At 38.9% G+C, this 18325-nt stretch carries 17 protein-coding genes; 12 read left to right on the forward strand and 5 right to left on the reverse strand.

Features of this window, described 5'->3' with window-relative positions; genetic code table 11:
• Window positions 1-257 precede the first annotated feature (257 nt).
• The 8 genes from DWA31_RS15695 to DWA31_RS15730 all read left to right on the forward strand — a co-directional run bounded on the left by DWA31_RS15695 (window position 258) and on the right by DWA31_RS15730 (window position 10494).
• Window positions 258-779 carry a DUF1249 domain-containing protein gene (locus tag DWA31_RS15695; protein WP_210725617.1) on the forward strand — a complete coding sequence of 174 codons (522 nt, stop codon included), beginning with the start codon at window positions 258-260 and terminating at the stop codon, window positions 777-779.
• Entirely contained in the window at window positions 776-1534 is a 759-nt protein-coding gene (locus DWA31_RS15700) for a metallophosphoesterase (RefSeq protein WP_114327509.1), read from the forward strand. Before DWA31_RS15695 ends, DWA31_RS15700 begins: the two co-directional genes overlap by 4 nt.
• 56 nt (window positions 1535-1590) lie before the next feature.
• Entirely contained in the window at window positions 1591-2211 is a 621-nt protein-coding gene (locus DWA31_RS15705; protein WP_114327510.1) for a YqiA/YcfP family alpha/beta fold hydrolase, read from the forward strand.
• A gap of 31 nt (window positions 2212-2242) precedes the next feature.
• Window positions 2243-4135 (forward strand): DNA topoisomerase IV subunit B, encoded by a 1893-nt coding sequence (parE, locus tag DWA31_RS15710; RefSeq protein ID WP_114327511.1) that lies wholly within the window; start codon window positions 2243-2245, stop codon window positions 4133-4135.
• A gap of 101 nt (window positions 4136-4236) precedes the next feature.
• Window positions 4237-6531 carry a DNA topoisomerase IV subunit A gene (gene parC, locus DWA31_RS15715; RefSeq protein ID WP_114327512.1) on the forward strand — a complete coding sequence of 765 codons (2295 nt, stop codon included), beginning with the start codon at window positions 4237-4239 and terminating at the stop codon, window positions 6529-6531.
• A gap of 319 nt (window positions 6532-6850) precedes the next feature.
• The gene (locus DWA31_RS15720) at window positions 6851-7075 is read left to right on the forward strand and encodes a FeoA family protein (protein ID WP_114327513.1); all 225 of its coding nucleotides are present in this window, start codon (window positions 6851-6853) and stop codon (window positions 7073-7075) included.
• 78 nt (window positions 7076-7153) lie between these two features.
• A complete protein-coding gene (gene feoB / locus DWA31_RS15725) occupies window positions 7154-9355 on the forward strand; it encodes a ferrous iron transport protein B (protein ID WP_114327514.1) in 2202 nt (733 codons plus the stop codon).
• Between the two features lie 104 nt (window positions 9356-9459).
• Window positions 9460-10494: a 6-phosphofructokinase gene (locus tag DWA31_RS15730; protein ID WP_114327515.1), complete on the forward strand. Its 1035-nt coding sequence runs from the start codon at window positions 9460-9462 to the stop codon at window positions 10492-10494.
• Between the two features lie 11 nt (window positions 10495-10505).
• On the opposite strand, the gene DWA31_RS15735 is transcribed toward DWA31_RS15730, so the two are convergent.
• From DWA31_RS15735 to DWA31_RS15755, 5 genes are all read right to left on the reverse strand, one after another.
• Window positions 10506-11282 (reverse strand): ParA family protein, encoded by a 777-nt coding sequence (locus DWA31_RS15735; protein WP_114327516.1) that lies wholly within the window; start codon window positions 11280-11282, stop codon window positions 10506-10508.
• Window positions 11283-11423: 141 nt separating this feature from the next.
• On the reverse strand, window positions 11424-11900 hold the full coding sequence (locus DWA31_RS15740; protein ID WP_114327517.1) for an outer membrane lipoprotein: 477 nt from the start codon (window positions 11898-11900) through the stop codon (window positions 11424-11426).
• 9 nt (window positions 11901-11909) lie between these two features.
• On the reverse strand, window positions 11910-12512 hold the full coding sequence (lpoB, locus tag DWA31_RS15745; protein ID WP_114327518.1) for a penicillin-binding protein activator LpoB: 603 nt from the start codon (window positions 12510-12512) through the stop codon (window positions 11910-11912).
• A gap of 65 nt (window positions 12513-12577) precedes the next feature.
• Window positions 12578-13027 (reverse strand): YcfL family putative periplasmic lipoprotein, encoded by a 450-nt coding sequence (locus DWA31_RS15750; protein WP_114327531.1) that lies wholly within the window; start codon window positions 13025-13027, stop codon window positions 12578-12580.
• A gap of 31 nt (window positions 13028-13058) precedes the next feature.
• Window positions 13059-14495, reverse strand: a complete 1437-nt coding sequence (locus tag DWA31_RS15755) for a COG3014 family protein (RefSeq protein WP_210725618.1) — start codon at window positions 14493-14495, stop codon at window positions 13059-13061.
• Window positions 14496-14817: 322 nt separating this feature from the next.
• Between DWA31_RS15755 and DWA31_RS17625 the strand changes: the two genes are divergently transcribed.
• The 4 genes from DWA31_RS17625 to DWA31_RS15775 form a co-directional block, all read left to right on the forward strand.
• Window positions 14818-14907, forward strand: coding sequence for a hypothetical protein (locus DWA31_RS17625; RefSeq protein WP_245942652.1), 90 nt, complete (start codon window positions 14818-14820; stop codon window positions 14905-14907).
• A 60-nt stretch (window positions 14908-14967) separates the two neighbouring features.
• The gene (locus tag DWA31_RS15765) at window positions 14968-16104 is read left to right on the forward strand and encodes an ISAs1 family transposase (RefSeq protein ID WP_114327519.1); all 1137 of its coding nucleotides are present in this window, start codon (window positions 14968-14970) and stop codon (window positions 16102-16104) included.
• A 361-nt stretch (window positions 16105-16465) separates the two neighbouring features.
• Window positions 16466-17365, forward strand: a complete 900-nt coding sequence (locus tag DWA31_RS15770; protein WP_114327520.1) for a tyrosine-type recombinase/integrase — start codon at window positions 16466-16468, stop codon at window positions 17363-17365.
• Between the two features lie 4 nt (window positions 17366-17369).
• Window positions 17370-18325, forward strand: a 956-nt coding sequence (locus DWA31_RS15775) for an IS91 family transposase (RefSeq protein ID WP_114327521.1), incomplete at its 3' end; no start/stop codon positions are given.

Below are 18325 nucleotides of genomic sequence, written 5' to 3' on the forward strand. Positions count from 1 at the left end.
AGGGGTACTGAATAATTTATGATCAAGGCGCATCTTTTTATTAATGGTGTTCCCTTAAAAATAGATGCAACGACGAGCATGATTTATTCAGAAGCTCCCGTAGGGCGAGTTTAAAAGGCTTATATGCGGCGTTATTGATTTCGAGAAGGGAGTAACCATTATCTTCAATCAATGCCTTGCCTCTAAGCCTTTTAATTCTCGCTGAAACGAGTATTTCGAGGTAACATGAGTATAGTTATAAAGAGGGACTCTCATAAGTGAGTTTTTTCCCGAGCAGTAAAGTTAATAGCAGAAAAAAATATCAGCCTAACCTCGTTAGTTTGATGTCTTTGTGCGCCAATAACTATTTTTTATTTTTAAAAATACAGGCGGATCAAACTCAACTTTATCAACAGCGCCATTTTTTCATTAATGACCATCTTGCCTATGTAATAACGGTTAATGAAGTGACTCGTTATACTTCGCTCATCACATTTGAACAAAAAGTGTTGGAACATAAAGTACTTGAGCTAAAAGACTTTGAACAAACAAAGTCTACAAATAAAACCTTACTTCATTCTATTCATCCTCGTATGTCTATTCGTCTGTATCATGATGCTCGTATGGCTGAAGTGATCAGCAGCCAAGACATACACCAAGTGAAACCTCGTTACGATTACCCTAATAAACACATGCACCAACAGGATGAGAAGCAGCAAATCAATCAATTTTTAAATGAATGGTTACATCTTTGCTTAACGCATGGACAAGTTGATGTTGAGTTACAAACACCCTTATGACTACTCAAAATAAACCTTTTATCATTGCCCAATTTAGCGATTGCCACTTGTTTGCGGATAAAAAGGTTAAACATTTTGGTGCTAATGTTTGGCAAAATCTAACACAAGTATTAACTGATATTGCGCTTCGAGACAATATTGATTGTGCGGTTTTTACAGGTGATCTCACTCAAGACCATTCTGAATTATCTTATCAATATTTTGCTGAAGCGGTAGCACAGGCTAAGTTTACCATCCCAGTATATTTCTTGGCTGGCAATCACGATGATAAAGAGATGATTGCGAAATATTTAGTGGTGCCAAACTTTCAAACCAATAACATCATTAGCCATGATTTTTGGCAAGTACAACTATTAGACAGTAAAAGTGAAACGCCATCAGGCTTGGTTAGCGAAACAGCCTTAGATGAATTAGCACAACGAATAGACAAAAATAAATTTCAGCTATTGATGATGCACCATCACCCGGTAGATATTGGCTATTATATTGATAAACATGGCTTAAAAAACCAGCAAGTTTTTTGGCAAGCCGTTAATCAATTAAATAATGAAGACATGAAGATAAAAGCCATTGCCTGTGGGCATGTACATCGAGCTAGCCAGCTTACTAAAGACCAGGTTGATATTTATACTTGCCCCGCAACGTCTGTTCAATTTGGTGATACTAAAGAAAAAATGGCCTCTATTTTGCCAAGTTATCGATTATTATACCTTGACAGTAATGGTACAATTGCGAGTGAAATTGTTAGGCCTTAAATATCAGGCCTTAAATAATTATTCATTAAAAAATCTCATTTGTTAGAAGTACAAAAATGCAAAAAAACATTCTTTATATTCATGGTTTTAATTCGTCACCTTTATCGGTAAAAGCAGAGCAAGCACGACAATATTTTTTCAATAACTTTCCTCAGGTTCATTTTTATTGTCCGCAAGTTGCCAGCAATCCCAAAGAGGCTATTGATCAACTAGAACATATAATTCAATCGTCTCAAACTAAGGGCTTATGGTATTTAATGGGTTCCTCATTAGGAGGATATTTTGCTAGTCACCTGTCAGAAAAATATAACTTCCCTTGTGTACTTATTAATCCTGCCATTAAACCTTTTGAATTACTTCAAGACTATCTTGGCGAACAAGTGAACCCTTACACTGAAGAAGTTTATCAAGTCACCACAGAGCATATGACTGAACTAAAAGTGATTGAACCAAAGCCTCCTAGTTTTGATATGCAGCAAAAAAATAATTATCTAGTTATGGTACAAACCGATGATGAAGTGTTAAATTACCAAGAAGCAGTGAAAAAGTACCAACATTGTCGACTAGTAGTGGAGGAGGGTGGTGATCATAGTTTTGTCGATTTTGAACAACATTTACCGGTAATAGCAGACTTTTTCAACTTAACAGTTTTTAATACAGCAAAAAACATCCAATAAAAAATAATATTTATAAAGATACGATATAAACATGACCGACCAATATAATTCCGATTCCATCGAAGTACTAAGCGGCTTAGAACCCGTTCGACGTCGCCCAGGTATGTATACTGATACCACGCGCCCAAATCATTTAGGTCAAGAAGTTATTGATAACTCGGTGGATGAGGCACTTGCCGGTCATGCACAAAATATTATAGTGGTATTAGATACCGATCAATCATTAGAAATTACTGATGATGGCCGTGGTATGCCAACAGATATTCATCCTGAAGAAGGCGTTTCAGGGGTTGAGCTAATCTTTTGTAAGTTACACGCGGGTGGTAAATTTTCTAATAAAAGCTATCAATTTTCCGGTGGTTTGCATGGTGTTGGTATTTCTGTTGTTAATGCCTTGTCCACGCGTGTAGATGTTACCGTAAGGCGTAATGGCCTTGTCTATGAAATGGCTTTTGAAAATGGCGATAAAGTTGAAGAGTTAACTCAAACGGGCACTGTTGGCAAACGTAATACCGGTACTCGAGTAAAATTCTGGCCTGATCCTAGCTATTTTGACTCCTCTAAATTTTCTGTATTAAAGCTTACCCATTTATTAAAAGCAAAAGCGGTATTGTGTCCCGGTTTAATCATTAAGTTTCATGACAAAATTGAAAATAAAAAATACGAATGGTGTTATGAAGATGGTCTAACAGACTATTTAAAAGAGTCTGTAAAAGGTTATGTTAATTTACCCGAAGAGCCTTTTGTTGGCGTGTTTTCTTCGCAAAATGAAGCGGCAGACTGGGCAGTAACTTGGCTACCTGAAGGCGGAGAAGGAATAGGCGAAAGTTATGTTAACTTAATTCCTACTATTGCTGGCGGCACACATGTAAACGGTTTACGCCAAGGTTTGTTAGAATCTATGCGTGAGTTTTGTGAATTTAGAAACTTAGTTCCTCGCGGTGTTAAATTAACGCCTGATGATATTTGGGACAAATGTAGCTATATATTATCAATAAAAATGCAAGACCCACAATTTGCCGGCCAAACGAAAGAGCGTTTATCATCACGCCAATGTGCAGCGTTTGTAACAGGTGTAGTGAAAGATTCTTTTAGCTTATGGCTAAATGAACATACGGACATAGCTGAAACCCTTGCAGAATTTTGTATTAGCAACGCTCAAAAAAGAATGCGTGCAAGTAAAAAAGTTGTACGAAAAAAGATTACCCAAGGCCCGGCATTACCAGGAAAGCTTACCGACTGTGGTAGCCAAGATTTAGCGCGTACAGAATTGTTTTTAGTGGAAGGTGATTCTGCGGGCGGTAGTGCTAAACAGGCACGTGATCGTGAAATACAAGCTATTATGCCACTGAGAGGAAAAATTCTTAATACGTGGGAAGTTGACTCAGGCCAAATTCTTGCCTCGCAAGAAGTTCATGATATTTCGGTTGCGTTAGGGATCGATCCTGATAGTGATGATTTATCAGAATTACGTTACGGTAAAATTTGTATTCTTGCTGATGCTGACTCCGACGGACTTCACATTGCCACCTTATTATGTGCCTTATTTACTCAACATTTTTTACCACTAGTACAAGCAGGGCATGTTTATGTAGCAATGCCGCCATTGTATCGCATTGATGTTGGTAAAGAAGTCTTTTACGCGCTAGATGAAGCCGAAAAAGACGGAATTCTTGACCGAATCGAAGCCGAGAAAAAGCGTGGAAAAGTGAACGTACAGCGCTTTAAAGGTTTGGGCGAAATGAACCCTCCACAATTACGCGAAACCACCATGGATCCTAATACCCGCCGTTTAGTGCAATTAACTGCGCTTGATGAAGAACACAGCCAAACCATTGAAATGATGGATATGTTGTTATCAAAAAAACGCAGTGGCGATCGCAAAGAGTGGCTGCAAAGTAAAGGTAATATGGCAGTAGTTTAATTCTACTTCATATCATTATTAATAATAAAAATAAATCGTACTCATACTTTAGACGCTCGTGTTTGCGATATTCATGTTTACGGAAATAGGAAAATCATTTCATGTCTGATGTGCTCGAATATAGTCCTGACGGGGTAGAGCAAGTTCCCCTAAGACGCTTTACAGAAGAAGCTTATTTAAACTACTCCATGTACGTTATTATGGACCGTGCCTTGCCACATATTGGTGATGGCTTAAAGCCAGTTCAACGACGTATCGTTTATGCCATGTCAGAACTGGGTTTATCGGCAACAGCTAAATATAAAAAGTCAGCTCGTACCGTTGGTGATGTGCTCGGTAAATTTCATCCTCATGGTGACAGTGCTTGTTATGAAGCTATGGTATTAATGGCGCAACCGTTTTCTTATCGTTATCCTTTAGTTGATGGGCAAGGGAACTGGGGCGCACCCGATGATCCAAAATCTTTCGCGGCTATGCGTTATACAGAATCACGATTATCACGTTTTAGTGAGGTTCTTCTAGCTGAGCTTGGCCAAGGAACTGTTGATTGGGTGCCAAACTTTGACGGCACCATGCAAGAGCCAAAAACGCTGCCAGCGCGTTTACCTCATATTATGCTCAACGGCATTACGGGTATTGCTGTAGGCATGGCAACCGATATTCCCCCCCATAATGTCCGTGAAATTGCCGCTGCCTGTGTGCATTTAATTGAGCAACCTAAAGCAGAAGTGAGTGATTTACTCGAATTTGTTCAAGGGCCGGATTACCCAACGGATGCGGAAATAATTACCCCTAAAGCAGATATTGAAAAAATATATCAAACGGGGCGTGGCAGCATTAAAATGCGTGCGGTTTATGATATAGAACAGGGTGAAGTGGTGATCACCGCATTACCGCATCAAGCATCAGGTGGTAAAATATTAGAACAAATTGCGGGACAAATGAACGCGAAAAAACTGCCTATGGTGGTAGATCTTCGTGATGAATCTGATCATGAAACTCCTGTACGCTTAGTGATTGTTCCTCGATCGAATCGAGTTGATATAGAGCAATTAATGCAGCATTTGTTTGCGAGTACCGATTTAGAAAAAAGTTACCGCGTTAACATCAATATGATTGGTTTAGACAATCGCCCAGCGGTGAAAAACTTACGAGAGATTTTAACTGAGTGGCTTGAATATCGTCGTGAAACAGTTCGTCGACGTTTGCAATATCGTTTAGATAAAGTATTGGCACGTTTACATATTTTAGACGGTTTATTAGTCGCTTACTTAAATATTGATGAAGTTATTGAGATCATCCGTGGTTATGATGATCCAAAAGCCGAGTTAATGTCGCGCTTTAGTTTGTCAGAAATTCAAGCCCATGCCATCTTAGAAATTAAACTAAGACAGCTCGCTAAATTAGAAGAAGTTAAAATTCGCGCAGAGCAAGATGACTTACGCGAAGAGCAAGAATATTTAGAAAAAATTCTTAATTCAAAAGCGCGCATGAGTACGCTAATGAAAAAAGAAATTTTGGCTGCAGCAGAAGAATATGGTGATGATCGTCGCTCTAAATTAGTAGAGCGTGCTGAATCAAAAGCCTTAACTGAAAAAGATCTGGTGCCAAGTGAGTCCGTCACTGTTGTGGTATCAGACAAAGGTTGGGCGCGATGTGCTAAAGGGCATGATATTGATGCTACTGCACTTAGCTATAAAGCGGGCGATAGTTATCTATGTTTAGCCAAAGGACGAAGTAACCGTCCGGTAGTCTTTATTGACTCATCAGGAAGGGCTTTTACTACCGATGCGCATACGCTACCAACGGCACGTAGCCAAGGAGAACCACTCACAGGGCGATTTAACCTAGCAGCAGGTGAAAATTTTGTACATTGTTTAATGGCTGATGATGACACCCAATATTTACTGGTTAGTGATGCTGGGTATGGTTTTATTAGTTGTTTCGGCGATATGAACAGTCGCAATAAAAATGGTAAGGCAATGATATCATTGCCAAAAGGTTCAAGGGTGTTAACGCCGCAGTTAATTGAAAATATTGAGAGTGCTTCTTGTTTAGCTATCACCACTGAAGGACGAATGTTAGTATTTCCGGTGAAAAATCTACCTATTTTAAGTAAAGGTAAGGGAAATAAAATTATTAATATTCCATCAGCGCGCGCTAAGGCACGTGAAGAACTTGTTACTTTGCTTGCCATTGTGCCAGATGGTGCATCAGTTACCTTGCATGCGGGTAGACGTAAACTCACCTTAAAAACCAGTGATATTGAGCATTATCGTGGCGAACGTGGCCGTAGGGGTAATAAGTTACCACGTGGTTTGCAAAGGGTAGATCAAGTTGATGTGGAGTTGATTAAATTAACTGAAGTGGAACTAGATATTAGCGATAAAGAGTAAAATTTTATTTCTTGAAAAACTACAATGTTATGTAAATTCTAGGGTGCCAAGGATGGCTCCCTTTGCTGATTTATTCAAATTAGTATCATTCATTGATCAACATCAACTAAGACGTAAACAATAATTGTTTTCATTGTGTCCTTACCCATCTCAGTGTAGAATGCAAATAGTAGTAATTCTCATTATCTTTTGTATTGTGTTCTCTAAAGTATATTTTTAGCGAATGTTACTAACAAAGTAATGATGATATTTTATTTGTATTTAGCCGGCTTGTCTTTAACCAACTGTTGTTAAAGGTGAAGTAGAAAAAGGTAAAGAAATGACTTTAGTTGATGTAGCCAAAAATCAGGTTGTTAAAATTAGCGGGTTACCGCTTGATGAAATGCTTTCTGCTCAATTATTAGAGCAAGGTTTTGCTTTGCGTACCGAAGTAGCATTAGCGCATAAAGCGCCATTTAACGGACCAATCGCTTTTCGATTACATAACACTAAAATAAGCATTCAACGCTCTATTGCCGAACAAATTCAAGTTGCTAGCATGTAATTTTTTGTAGGTTTGGCTTCAATCCTACGACGTATTTAAACACCGTTCCATTTAGTAAGCGTTATATGAGTTTTCATCATGAGTTGTTGTTCTAGTTCTTCATCATGCAGCCAATCTTCTGATAAAGGTGCTGTCTTGCCAGTAAAAGGGTTGCATTACGCCCTTGTTGGATTTGCTAATACAGGCAAAAGTACATTATTTAATTTACTGTCTTCTCATAATAAAAATGCAGTCCAGCAAAATGTTGGTAATTTCTCAGGCATTACGGTAGCGGCGACAAAAACATCAATACAGTTAAATGGTGTCGACACTTTTCTTTCAGATTTACCCGGCCTAAGTTCACTAACTAAACGCGGTGAGCAAGGTCAAGACTTAACTATTTCTCAACAATTTATCACAACCAATGATATTGATTGTTTGATTAATGTCGTTGATGTTAACCAAATAAGCCGTCAACTTTATCTTACTACACAGCTGCTTGAATTAGGCGTGCCTATGATAGTAGTGCTGAATAAAATGGATAGGCAGAAACATGCCTCGGTTAATGTTGGTAAATTAAGCGCAGAATTAGGCTGTCCTGTGGTGGCGCTAAGTGCGCATGATAAAGATGCACTAGTCTGCATGGAGAAAAACTTATTATTAGCGCAACAAGAATTTACCCAACAAGACCAAGTTTTAAAACAAGCTAAAACAGAAGAAAATCAAAACCTGCCAGGTGAAAGTTCATCAGCAATTCAAGCAAGACAAGATTATGTTGCAGATGTTTTATCCCGATCAAGTGTTGGTGGAGGCGGAGCTCGCTTTTCTGATAGCTTAGATAATTTTGTCTTGCATCCGCTGACGGGTATTCCGGTATTTTTAGGCATGATGTATTTATTATTTATGTTTGCTATTAATGTCGGTAGTGCGTTTATTGATTTTTTTGATATTCTCAGTGGCACCATTTTTGTTGACTATCCGCTCCATTTTCTTGCTCCTTTAGGTTTACCGCAGTGGTCACTCACTATCGTGGAAGGTATTGGTAGTGGCATACAAACTGTTGCTACTTTTATTCCTGTTATCGCTTGTTTATTTATTGGCTTATCATTATTAGAAAACTCAGGTTATTTGGCTCGTGCTGCTTTTGTAGTGGATAGCGTGATGCAAAAAATTGGCTTGCCGGGTAAAGCTTTTGTGCCGCTTATTGTTGGTTTTGGTTGTACCGTACCAGCGGTTATGTCAGCGCGAGTACTCGACAGCGAAAGAGAGCGTATTACCACTATTATGATGTCGCCATTTATGTCATGTGGAGCGCGCTTACCGGTTTACGCATTATTCGCCGCGGCCTTTTTTCCTGAAAGCGGCCAAAACTTAGTGTTTTTATTGTATTTGATTGGCATTGCTGCTGCTATATTCACGGGGTTTTTGCTTAAAAAAACCGTATTATCTGGTACTAGTTCATTGAATATAATGGAATTACCACCTTACGAATTACCTAAAATTGTCACTATCAGTAAACGTGTGTGGCAACGTACTTATAGCTTTGTTACCGGCGCAGGTAAAACTATTGTTATTGTGGTGTGCTTACTAAACTTTTTAAACTCTATAGGCACAGACGGAAGTTTTGGTCATCAAGACAGCGAAAAATCTATTTTAAGCCAAAGCGCACAAGTGGTAATGCCACTGCTTACGCCTATGGGCATTAAGGAAGATAATTGGCAAGCAGGTGTTGGTATTATTACTGGAATTTTTGCTAAAGAAGTTCTGGTAGCAACGTTTAACAGTTTATATTCCCCAAGTAATAGTGTAGACGGTGAAGCGCCATCGTTAACGGCAAGTTGGCATGATGCCATTAGTAGTATTAAAGAGAATTTATTGGGTATCGCGCCCGATGATCCTTTAGGTATTGATGTTGGTGACCTGAGTGATTTAGCGCAGGTAGCTAAAGATCAAGATGTAGAGTTAAGTACTTATCAAGTAATGCAAGCCGCTTTTGCCGGACAGTTGGGTGCGTTTAGTTACTTGCTTTTTATTCTTCTATACACGCCATGTATCGCTGCTATGGGTGCAATTAAAAATGAAGTAGGCACTCGTTGGGCTGGTTTTGCTGCTATTTGGAGTTTCTTACTGGCTTATTTAATGGCAACGTTATGTTTTCAAGTGGGTAACTTTTTTGCTGCGCCATTTATGGCAAGTATTTATATTGCTGCCGTATTCTTGTGTTTTGCGGGTATTTATTTTTGGCTCAAACATCAAGGGCGCAAAGTGCTCACTATTCCTATCTCGGTAAGTTATTCATAAAGCTTATAGGCACTTATTAGTGCTTAGTAACGCTAAAATTTTTCGATGTGGTTGTGGTATAGTTTTCTTAATGAGATAAAATTGAGATTACAGGAAATATCCACATGTCGAATACCAATTGTAAACGCATTGCTATTTTAACCAGTGGTGGCGATGCGCCGGGCATGAATGCCGCTATTCGCGCTGTTGTGCTGTCTGCTCATCATTATCATATCGATGTTATTGGTTTTTATCATGGTTATAACGGTTTGATTTGTGCTGAAAGTATAAATGAATCAAAGCTTATAGAGCTCACTGATGTTAATAGTATTATTCATCGTGGTGGTACTTTTTTAAAAAGTGCTCGCTGTGAGCAAATGCTAACAAAAGACGGCCTCAAACAAGCAGCTAAAACCCTAGAAGAAAAAAACATAGATGCCTTAATTGTTGTCGGTGGTGATGGGTCTTTTAACGGTTTATTAGCATTGAAAAACTATTGGCAAGGTCAGTTAATTGGAATTCCCGGTACTATTGATAACGATCTTGATGGCACAGATTTTACCATAGGCTTTTCAACGGCAGTGAATACAGCCATTGAAGCGATTGATAAAATTCGCGACACCGCTGATGCCTTTGAGCGGATTTTTCTCGTTGAATTGATGGGTCGACATAGCGGTCATATCACGTTTAATGTGGGTATTGCCTGCGGTGCAGAACAAGTATTATCTTTTGAAAATTTCTCGGTGGCTGAGCAACAAAGTAAACTTAAAGTATTGGCAACAGAAATCAAAAATGCTCAGCAAAACCGTCATAGTAGTTATATTATTGTGATGGCCGAAAACTTATGGCCGGGCGGTGCTATTGAACTGGCAAAAAAATTGACAGAATTAGCAGGAATTGAATGTACAGCTTGTGTGTTAGGACATATTCAACGAGGTGGTTCGCCCGTACCCAAAGATAGATTATTAGCAACTAAAATGGGGGTTGCCGCAGTACAAGCTATTGTGGCAGGCGAAAATTACATTATGATTGCAGAGCAAAACAGCGCTACCTATTACATAGCGCTTGAACAAGCAGTTAAACACCACAAAGTGGTTAGTCAGCAACTCATCGATGCTCAAACAAATATCTTGGCATTAACTGCGCAAAATCAATATTAGCAGTTTATTTTTTAACCGCTGCTACGGGGTGTTTCAATGAAATCATAAAGCGCTTTAAATTGCTGTGTTAAATTATGCTTAGGTGCAAAATAAGGTAATGGCATTGCATGTTGATGAGACTCGCGCATTTTTACCGAACTATTTAACATTACAGGTATAATTGGATAACCGGCTTCTATTAATTCATCTACTAATTGTTTCGGCAACTTGGCACGAGGTTGAAATTGATTAACGATTACACCTTCAATAACCAAATCGTTATTGTGATCTTCACATATTTCATGAATTGATGCAGAAACACTTTCTAATGAATGGCGAGAAAAGGCATCGCAATCAAATGGGATCAAAACTCTGTCAGCACCAATTAATGCCGACTTGGTATAAAAATTTAGTGCAGGTGGTGTATCAATGTATATTTCATCATAAAACTCTTCTAGCGTTTCCATCGCTTTGCGTAGTGCAAAAATTTTGTAGCGAGATTCTAATTTATGCTCTATTTCAGGTAATTTATCGCAAGCAGGCATGATGAAAAGGTTTTCAAACGGGGTTTCAAATACAAATTCTTCTGCGCCACGTGTTTTGCCAAAAAAACCGACACTTTGATTTAAAAAATCAGCAATTGAAAGATCACAAGCTTGATCTCCTAACAAATAATGACTTGAATTAGCCTGTGGATCTAAATCTATTACCAAGGTTTTCTTACCTGACATAGCACTTACGGCAGCTAAATTACAAACAATACTAGTTTTACCCACCCCACCTTTTTTGTTAAAAATCAATCTGCGCACTATATCAACCTCGAATGAATTATGACTATTGAAAACGTTACTTATTTCTAATTTAAGCGAGATTATAATATCACAAAGTCATTAAGAGTTAGAAAATGAAAATGATAAATTTTAACTGACTATTTATTAGTTAAATAGAAATTAGCGTTGTTTGTCAATTCTCACGGTACTGTTGGCTAGATAGATCATTCTGACTTTATCTTTAGAGTGAAAAACCATGCTGTTATCATAGTCTTGAATCACCATAAATTGCTCACCACTATCTGTTTTGATCATTAACTCAACTAAATAAGTGATCAGTTTTTCAGGCTGACTGTGACGATTATTGGCAATAGATCCACCAATAATTGCGCCTAATATGGTAGCTACATCTCTGCCACTACCACCACCAAATTGGTTACCAATAACACCGCCAATGAGTGCTCCGCCAAAAGTGTGCCAACCATTTTTTTTATCACGTATTAACTCTTCATGACTAATATTACGTACAGATACCACGCTGCCAAAAAGTACTTTTTCTACTGGTACTGCCTTGTTTCTGTCGTAATTAGCATAAACGCTTGTAGAATTAAAAAATAAAATGCATAACGCTAAAATGCCAAGTGATATCGTTTTCATATTGCCTCCTTACCAACTGATAAACATTTTCTCTTTGGTTTTTCGTATTTCAGTTTCATCAGCCCATTCGACTAAGCCACTTTTCAAATCCATTAAGCGTAACGTGAACTTATAATAAACGTCAGACTTATCTTTGTTCGATTTTACAATACTGGCCAAATTACCGTATAGCATATATTGCGCGCCAACTTGCTGCCCAAATGCTACTGCTTTACTCGCATCTACCATACCGCTGTTTTGTTGGAATTCAAGTTGCTCCTGTACAGCGGCAACACGAGCCATATCAACAAAACGGAACTTACCAGAGCGTAATAGCTTAGTTGAAATTGAATCAGTAATTGACTCGGTATCAATATGCTCACTGGTTTTATTTTTGATACTTTCAACAAAAAGAATTGGACGAGTGTTTGCCGTTAAGGTACCAACAACAGGTGAGAGTAATAATGAGTCTGTCATTTGGCCAGCAATTGTTTGTAAGTCTGTTGAACCAAAATTAATGTCGGTAGTTTCAACCGCAGTAGCATCACCATAGCGAACGACTGATTTATTTGTACAACCACCTAATGCTATTAGGGCTAAGCTAATGGTGGCGGTAACGAGTAATTTGTTCATAATATGTCCTTTTATGTGAGTAGTATTTTATTTAATATATTGTCTAAAACGTTTCTAAACGTTATTTAATATTTGAAATACTTTTCAGGTACTTTACGTACATATAGGCTAAATGTAGCCACGTTAGGTGTTGGTGCTAAACTTGACACTGTTTGGGTTTGCATGCCGTGCAACTCAAGCGACTGCCAAGGGCTTTTTCCTGCTTCAATAACAAAACCGTCTTTATCAAACCACTGAAACTGATATTGCAGTTGAAGTGATTTTTTATAGGTACTGGTTAGGCTTAAATTGACTTGTAATAAATCATTTTGTTTACGTGATTTTATTTCACTGATATGAAGTTGGCTTGCTAGTTCTTTATTATGTACTTGTAAGTGTTTGCTGTACTTTTGTTCGAGGGCAAGTTTTTCACTGCCTATACCAGAAGTAACTGGTGGAACATTTTTACAGGCACTAATAAAAAAAACTGACAGTAATAACAGCAATAGTAGGGGGAGATTTTTTATGAACGACATAGCTTTATTTCCTCGTAATAAGTGTAGCGTATTATAAGTTGAAAATATTTTGGCCAACATAAGTGCCAATAGTGTTTAATGTGACTAAGGTTTGTTTATTTTGATTAATGGCTACTTCAATTTGCTGGTTTACTCCATTAATGTGAATATTAAGGGTATGAATACCTGCCGATAAATTTAAGCGTAAAATATGGATGCTATCAGGTAGAGTGCTCCAGCTGCGAGTATCGGCTTTTTCAGTAACAATATTATAGAGGTTAGCAAATATATTACCGACATCACCGCCTTTTTTAACTAATTTCTTCCTAATTTCTTCTTTAGCGACTATGCGTGTGATTTGTCTAGTAACAATGATGGGTAATTGATCTTGTAGCTTCTTGGCGGCCAAAGACTGTAAACGGACAATTTCTTCTGCTTGATAACTTTTGCCCTGATACGTCAGTGTTAAAGGTGAATATACGGTTAACTGGTTTTGATAGCTAGGCAAAGCAACACTGTAAAAACGCATATCACCGTGGCTAGTATAAATAGGCAAACTTAATGACGCTTCTTGCTTGGCTCCGACTATGCCATTTTCGATGATAAAGACAACTTGTCCCTGATTATTATTACTAGCATCAGCACTTTTTTTAGTGACCTCTTGTGATAAGCTTTTTCTATATAAGCTTATATCGTTTGTCATGTGTAAAGTATTCGCTAAGCGCCATATGTCTTGCTGTAAATAGCGATTATCAGGATAAATTTCTAACGCTTTTTTGTAATCAATATAAGCATCATTTTTTTGATCTGCCGCTTCATAAAGTAACGCTGATAAATAAAAGGTATAGGCATTTTGAAAACCATTTTTAACCTTACCAATCGCACGGTTCATGGAGGGATACTGCTGAGATAGGCTATCCATGCTAGCACCTTGAGCGATTATGCTCTTTTGGCTAGCATCAATATTGTTAGCATTGGCTTTTAACGCGCTTTCTTGTACTAGGTTAGCGCGTCTTACTTCGACTAAAGCGCCAGATAAGTCTTGCTGAGAAAGGTAATTTAATGCTTGATAACTGTGTAACATGCTTTGCTCATAGCGGGGTATGTCATAGCGAATAGCATTGTCATTGCTCATTACAGCGGCAACATTTTCAACTCCTAGGCTAAGCTCAATTTTTGCTCTTTGTTGGCTTTGTTGAATCAGCTTATAAGTTTGTTCAAAATCTTGTCTACTTTGCTTATTGTTATTTGCTAAATACTCCAAACGGGCTTTCTCTAATAACCCTAAACTATAGCTACCATCAGTACTGCTACGTATAGGTATTAAGCTAATCGCTTGTTGGAAATCCCCTTGTTGCTGTGCTTGTTTTACACCATACATTTGTTGACTGTAGTTACTAAATAAGTTGGTGAATGAGCTGGCACTACAGCCGCTAAGTAAGGGAATTACAAGTAATAAAATGCGCGTTTTGCGAAAAATTTTATGCATGTGACTAGCTTATCGTTTTCACCACAGATGGCAAGTCGGGTTTTGTTTAAAAGATGTAAGGAAATGCACCAGTCAGGTATCCTGTATTAAAAACTCGCTATATTTCACTGGATGAATTAGCAGTATCCAAGTCAAAACAATCGATAGTATTACATGGCTATGCAGTTAACTCAGGATGTAACTGTAAGTGTTAAACATAATCGTATGCAAAATATTTTTTAAAACTGGTATTGGCGGTGCACCCTTGATATCCATAATGTTAGATATAATGGGAGAGTAAGCAGGTTTTCTAGGGACTTTAGCCGGCGACGATACTATCTTTATCGCTCCGATAAACGTTAATCGCATTGACGAAATATCACAAGCAATTCGTGATTTATTAGGGGTTAAAGGCACGGCAAGATCATTATAAATTGAATTATTGATGTAGCTGTGATCAAATCAAGGTATAACAAAGCCTTGGTTTTCCCGTATGAGTACTACTTTTTTAAAGCATTTTGAGTCAATAACCGACCCACGTATTGAGCGTTGTAAAAAACATAACTTACTCGATATTCTTTTACTGGCTATCAGTGCCGTAATTTCTGGTGCTGAAGGCTGGGAAGATATCGAAGACTTTGGCCACTTAAAGCTTGATTGGTTAAGAAAGTATCGTGATTTTGAAGCGGGTATTCCCAAGCACGATACGATTGCTAGAGTTATCTGCCGGTTAAAGACGGACGAGATAGAACAGGCCTTTCAATCATGGATATCTTCTCTTGTCAAAGTTACAGGATGCGATGTCATTGCGATTGATGGAAAAACGGCTAGACGCTCTTTTACGACGAAAGATAGAAAGAATGCACTTCATACAGTAAGTGCCTGGAGCTGCCAACATCAATTAGTTTTAGGACAAACGGCCGTTAGCGAAAAAAGTAATGAGATAACCGCTATCCCTGAGTTATTAAGCATGCTAGATATTGAAAATAGTATCATTACCCTTGATGCCATGGGGTGTCAAAAAGCAATCGCTGAGCAAATCATTAAACAGAAAGCGGATTATATACTTGCACTCAAAGGCAATCATTCTGGTATGCAGGCAGAGTTAGAAGCTTGGAGGCATAAAAGCCAGCGAGAAGGTTTATCTGAAAGTTCATATGAAAAACATACAGAAATTAGTGCAGGTCATGGTCGAATAGAAACGAGAACTTGCCATCAATTATTGATTGATAGAAGCTGGTTAGATAAATCATATCAGTGGACTGGATTTAAAAGCATTATAAAAATCAAGGCACAAGTTCATGATAAATCGACGGGTAAAGATACAGAGGAAACCCGTTGGTTTATCAGCTCTCTAGGCTTAAATGCAGAGCAAGCATTAAACGCTGTACGCAGCCATTGGCAAGTTGAAAGTATGCATTGGGTGCTGGATATGACCTTCAGGGAAGATGAATCTCGTATAAGGAAAAAGCAAGGCCCATTAGTTTTTAATGTGATGAGAAAAATAGCGATGGCGCTATTTAAACAAGATGAAACAAAGTCAGCAAGTATGTCGAGGAAAAAGAAGATGGCAGGGCTAGACGATGAATATCGGTCAACCCTTTTAGAATCAGGGATTAAAATGCGCTAGCCGTGGGGTTAAAGGCAGTCTGTAATCTAATCGACTTGCCATATACCAAGATATTATGCTAACCGTGTGTGACTACGCATAATCTTTAATATCACCAATCACCAATCACCAATCACCAATCACCAATCACCAATCACCAATCACCAAATGAGATTGACCTCTTATTATCTCTTTCTCACTACAAAGTTGAAGTAAAAACGCAATAGAATATATTTATTTTAGACCGCTTGGTGCGCTTTGAACTAAACCGCTCCGCGGTAATGGTGACCTTGGCAAGCACCGTCTCCCCCTATAACACATTCACTTTTTCCTACACTAAGTTTTGAGGCATGTCGCCTCATCTTAGATTGGAGAATATCCCATGAACATCAGCCCATACTTTTCAGCACCCTTACGCAAACGATTTAACGAAGACATGACGATGCGTAAACTCGCCACTAAAACACAAATTGCGTATATACGCGGTGTTAATAAACTCTGTGACTATTTACAACGCTCACCTAGAAATACCACCCAAGAAGAGTTACGTGAGTTTCAACTTTTCATGGTCAATCACGGTGTTTCTGGCATTACCGTTAATGCCACGCTTACAGCACTTAAGTTCTTCTTCCAGATAACCTTAGACAAACCGGAGGTGGTTGCACGGGTCTGTCCTGTAACGGTTGCACGTAAATTACCTGTGGTATTGAGTTTGGAAGAAGCTAAACGCTTTATGGCCTTTGCAACACACCCTAAATTCAAAGCGGCTTTAGCTGTAGCTTATGGTGCAGGTCTGCGTGTTAGCGAAGTCGTTTCCTTAAAGGTCAGTGATATTGATAGTGAACGTATGACATTACGTGTGGAGCAAGGTAAAGGTAGCCGTGATAGATACGCCTTGTTATCACCTGTACTGCTTGAGCATCTGAGAGATTGGTGGCGCTTTGCCAATCAACAAGGGCAAATGTTTGTGGGCGGTTGGTTATTTCCAGGATTGAACCCTATCGATCATATGACCTCGCGTCACCTGAGTCGAGTATGTAAGCAAACCGCTAATGCCGCTGATATTGACAAGAATGTATCAATGCACACGTTGAGGCACAGCTTTGCGACTCATCTACTCGAAGCTAAAGTCGATATTCGACTTATTCAAGTATTGCTTGGTCATGCTCAGCTTAATACTACTGCGCGTTATACACAGGTGGCAACGGATTTACTCAAAGAAGTGATCAGTCCGTTAGATACCATTACGCCTAAGAAAAAGAAAGTAAAGGGCGTGAAGTGAGCCTATGCCTCGCTCAACACTGGAAGTGGCCGATGTCTTTCGCGCACACGGTCAACATTGGCGAGATAGCCATGCTGGTCATGTCAGTTTAGAACAACTCAAAGTGATGTCGGGTATTGAATATTGTCGTAGTGAGGTGCTTGGTGGTCATGTTTTACATTGCCCAGCCTGTGAGCATAGTCAAATTGCTTATAACTCGTGTCGCAATCGACATTGTCCAAAGTGCCAAGCCAGTGCAGCGAAACGCTGGTTAGCGGCACGGCAAACCGAATTACTGCCTGTCGATTACTATCATGTTGTTTTCACTTTGCCACAACCTATCAGTGAATTGGCGTACTACAACAAGTCCGTGATGTATGGTTTGTTACTCAAAGCCGCGGCCAAAACCCTGTTGATTATTGGTAAAGATACCAAACACTTAGGTGCGCGTTTAGGTGTTACTTTTGTCTTGCATACGTGGGGTAGCGCCATGACACATCATCCCCATGTGCATGGGATTATCCCGGGGGGTGGCTTATCACTTGATGGGGAGAAATGGGTATCGTGCAAAGCAGGGTTCTTCTTACCTGTACGTGTGTTATCACGTTTGTTTCGACGGCTGTACCTTGAGGGATTACGTGAAGCGTATGAGCAAAATAAATTACTGTTCTTTGGTGAGTGTTTATCGATTGAGGAGGAAAGACCCTTTTTGGCGTGGCTCAATAATCAACGTAAAGTGGATTGGGTGATTTATGCTAAAAGGCCCTTTGCTGGGCCACAAGCAGTATTGGCTTATCTATCGAGATATACCCATCGTGTTGCGATTGCGAATTCTCGCTTGGTTGCTATGGATAAGCAAACGGTGAGTTTTAAGTGGAAGAATTATCGTGTAAAGGAGCAGAATCGACACCGCACTATGACGTTAACACACGATGAGTTTATCCGACGTTTTTTACTGCATGTGTTACCGAGTGGTTTTCA

The organism is Candidatus Colwellia aromaticivorans, assembly GCF_003333305.1.
GTDB classification, from domain to species: Bacteria; Pseudomonadota; Gammaproteobacteria; order Enterobacterales; family Alteromonadaceae; genus Colwellia; species Colwellia aromaticivorans.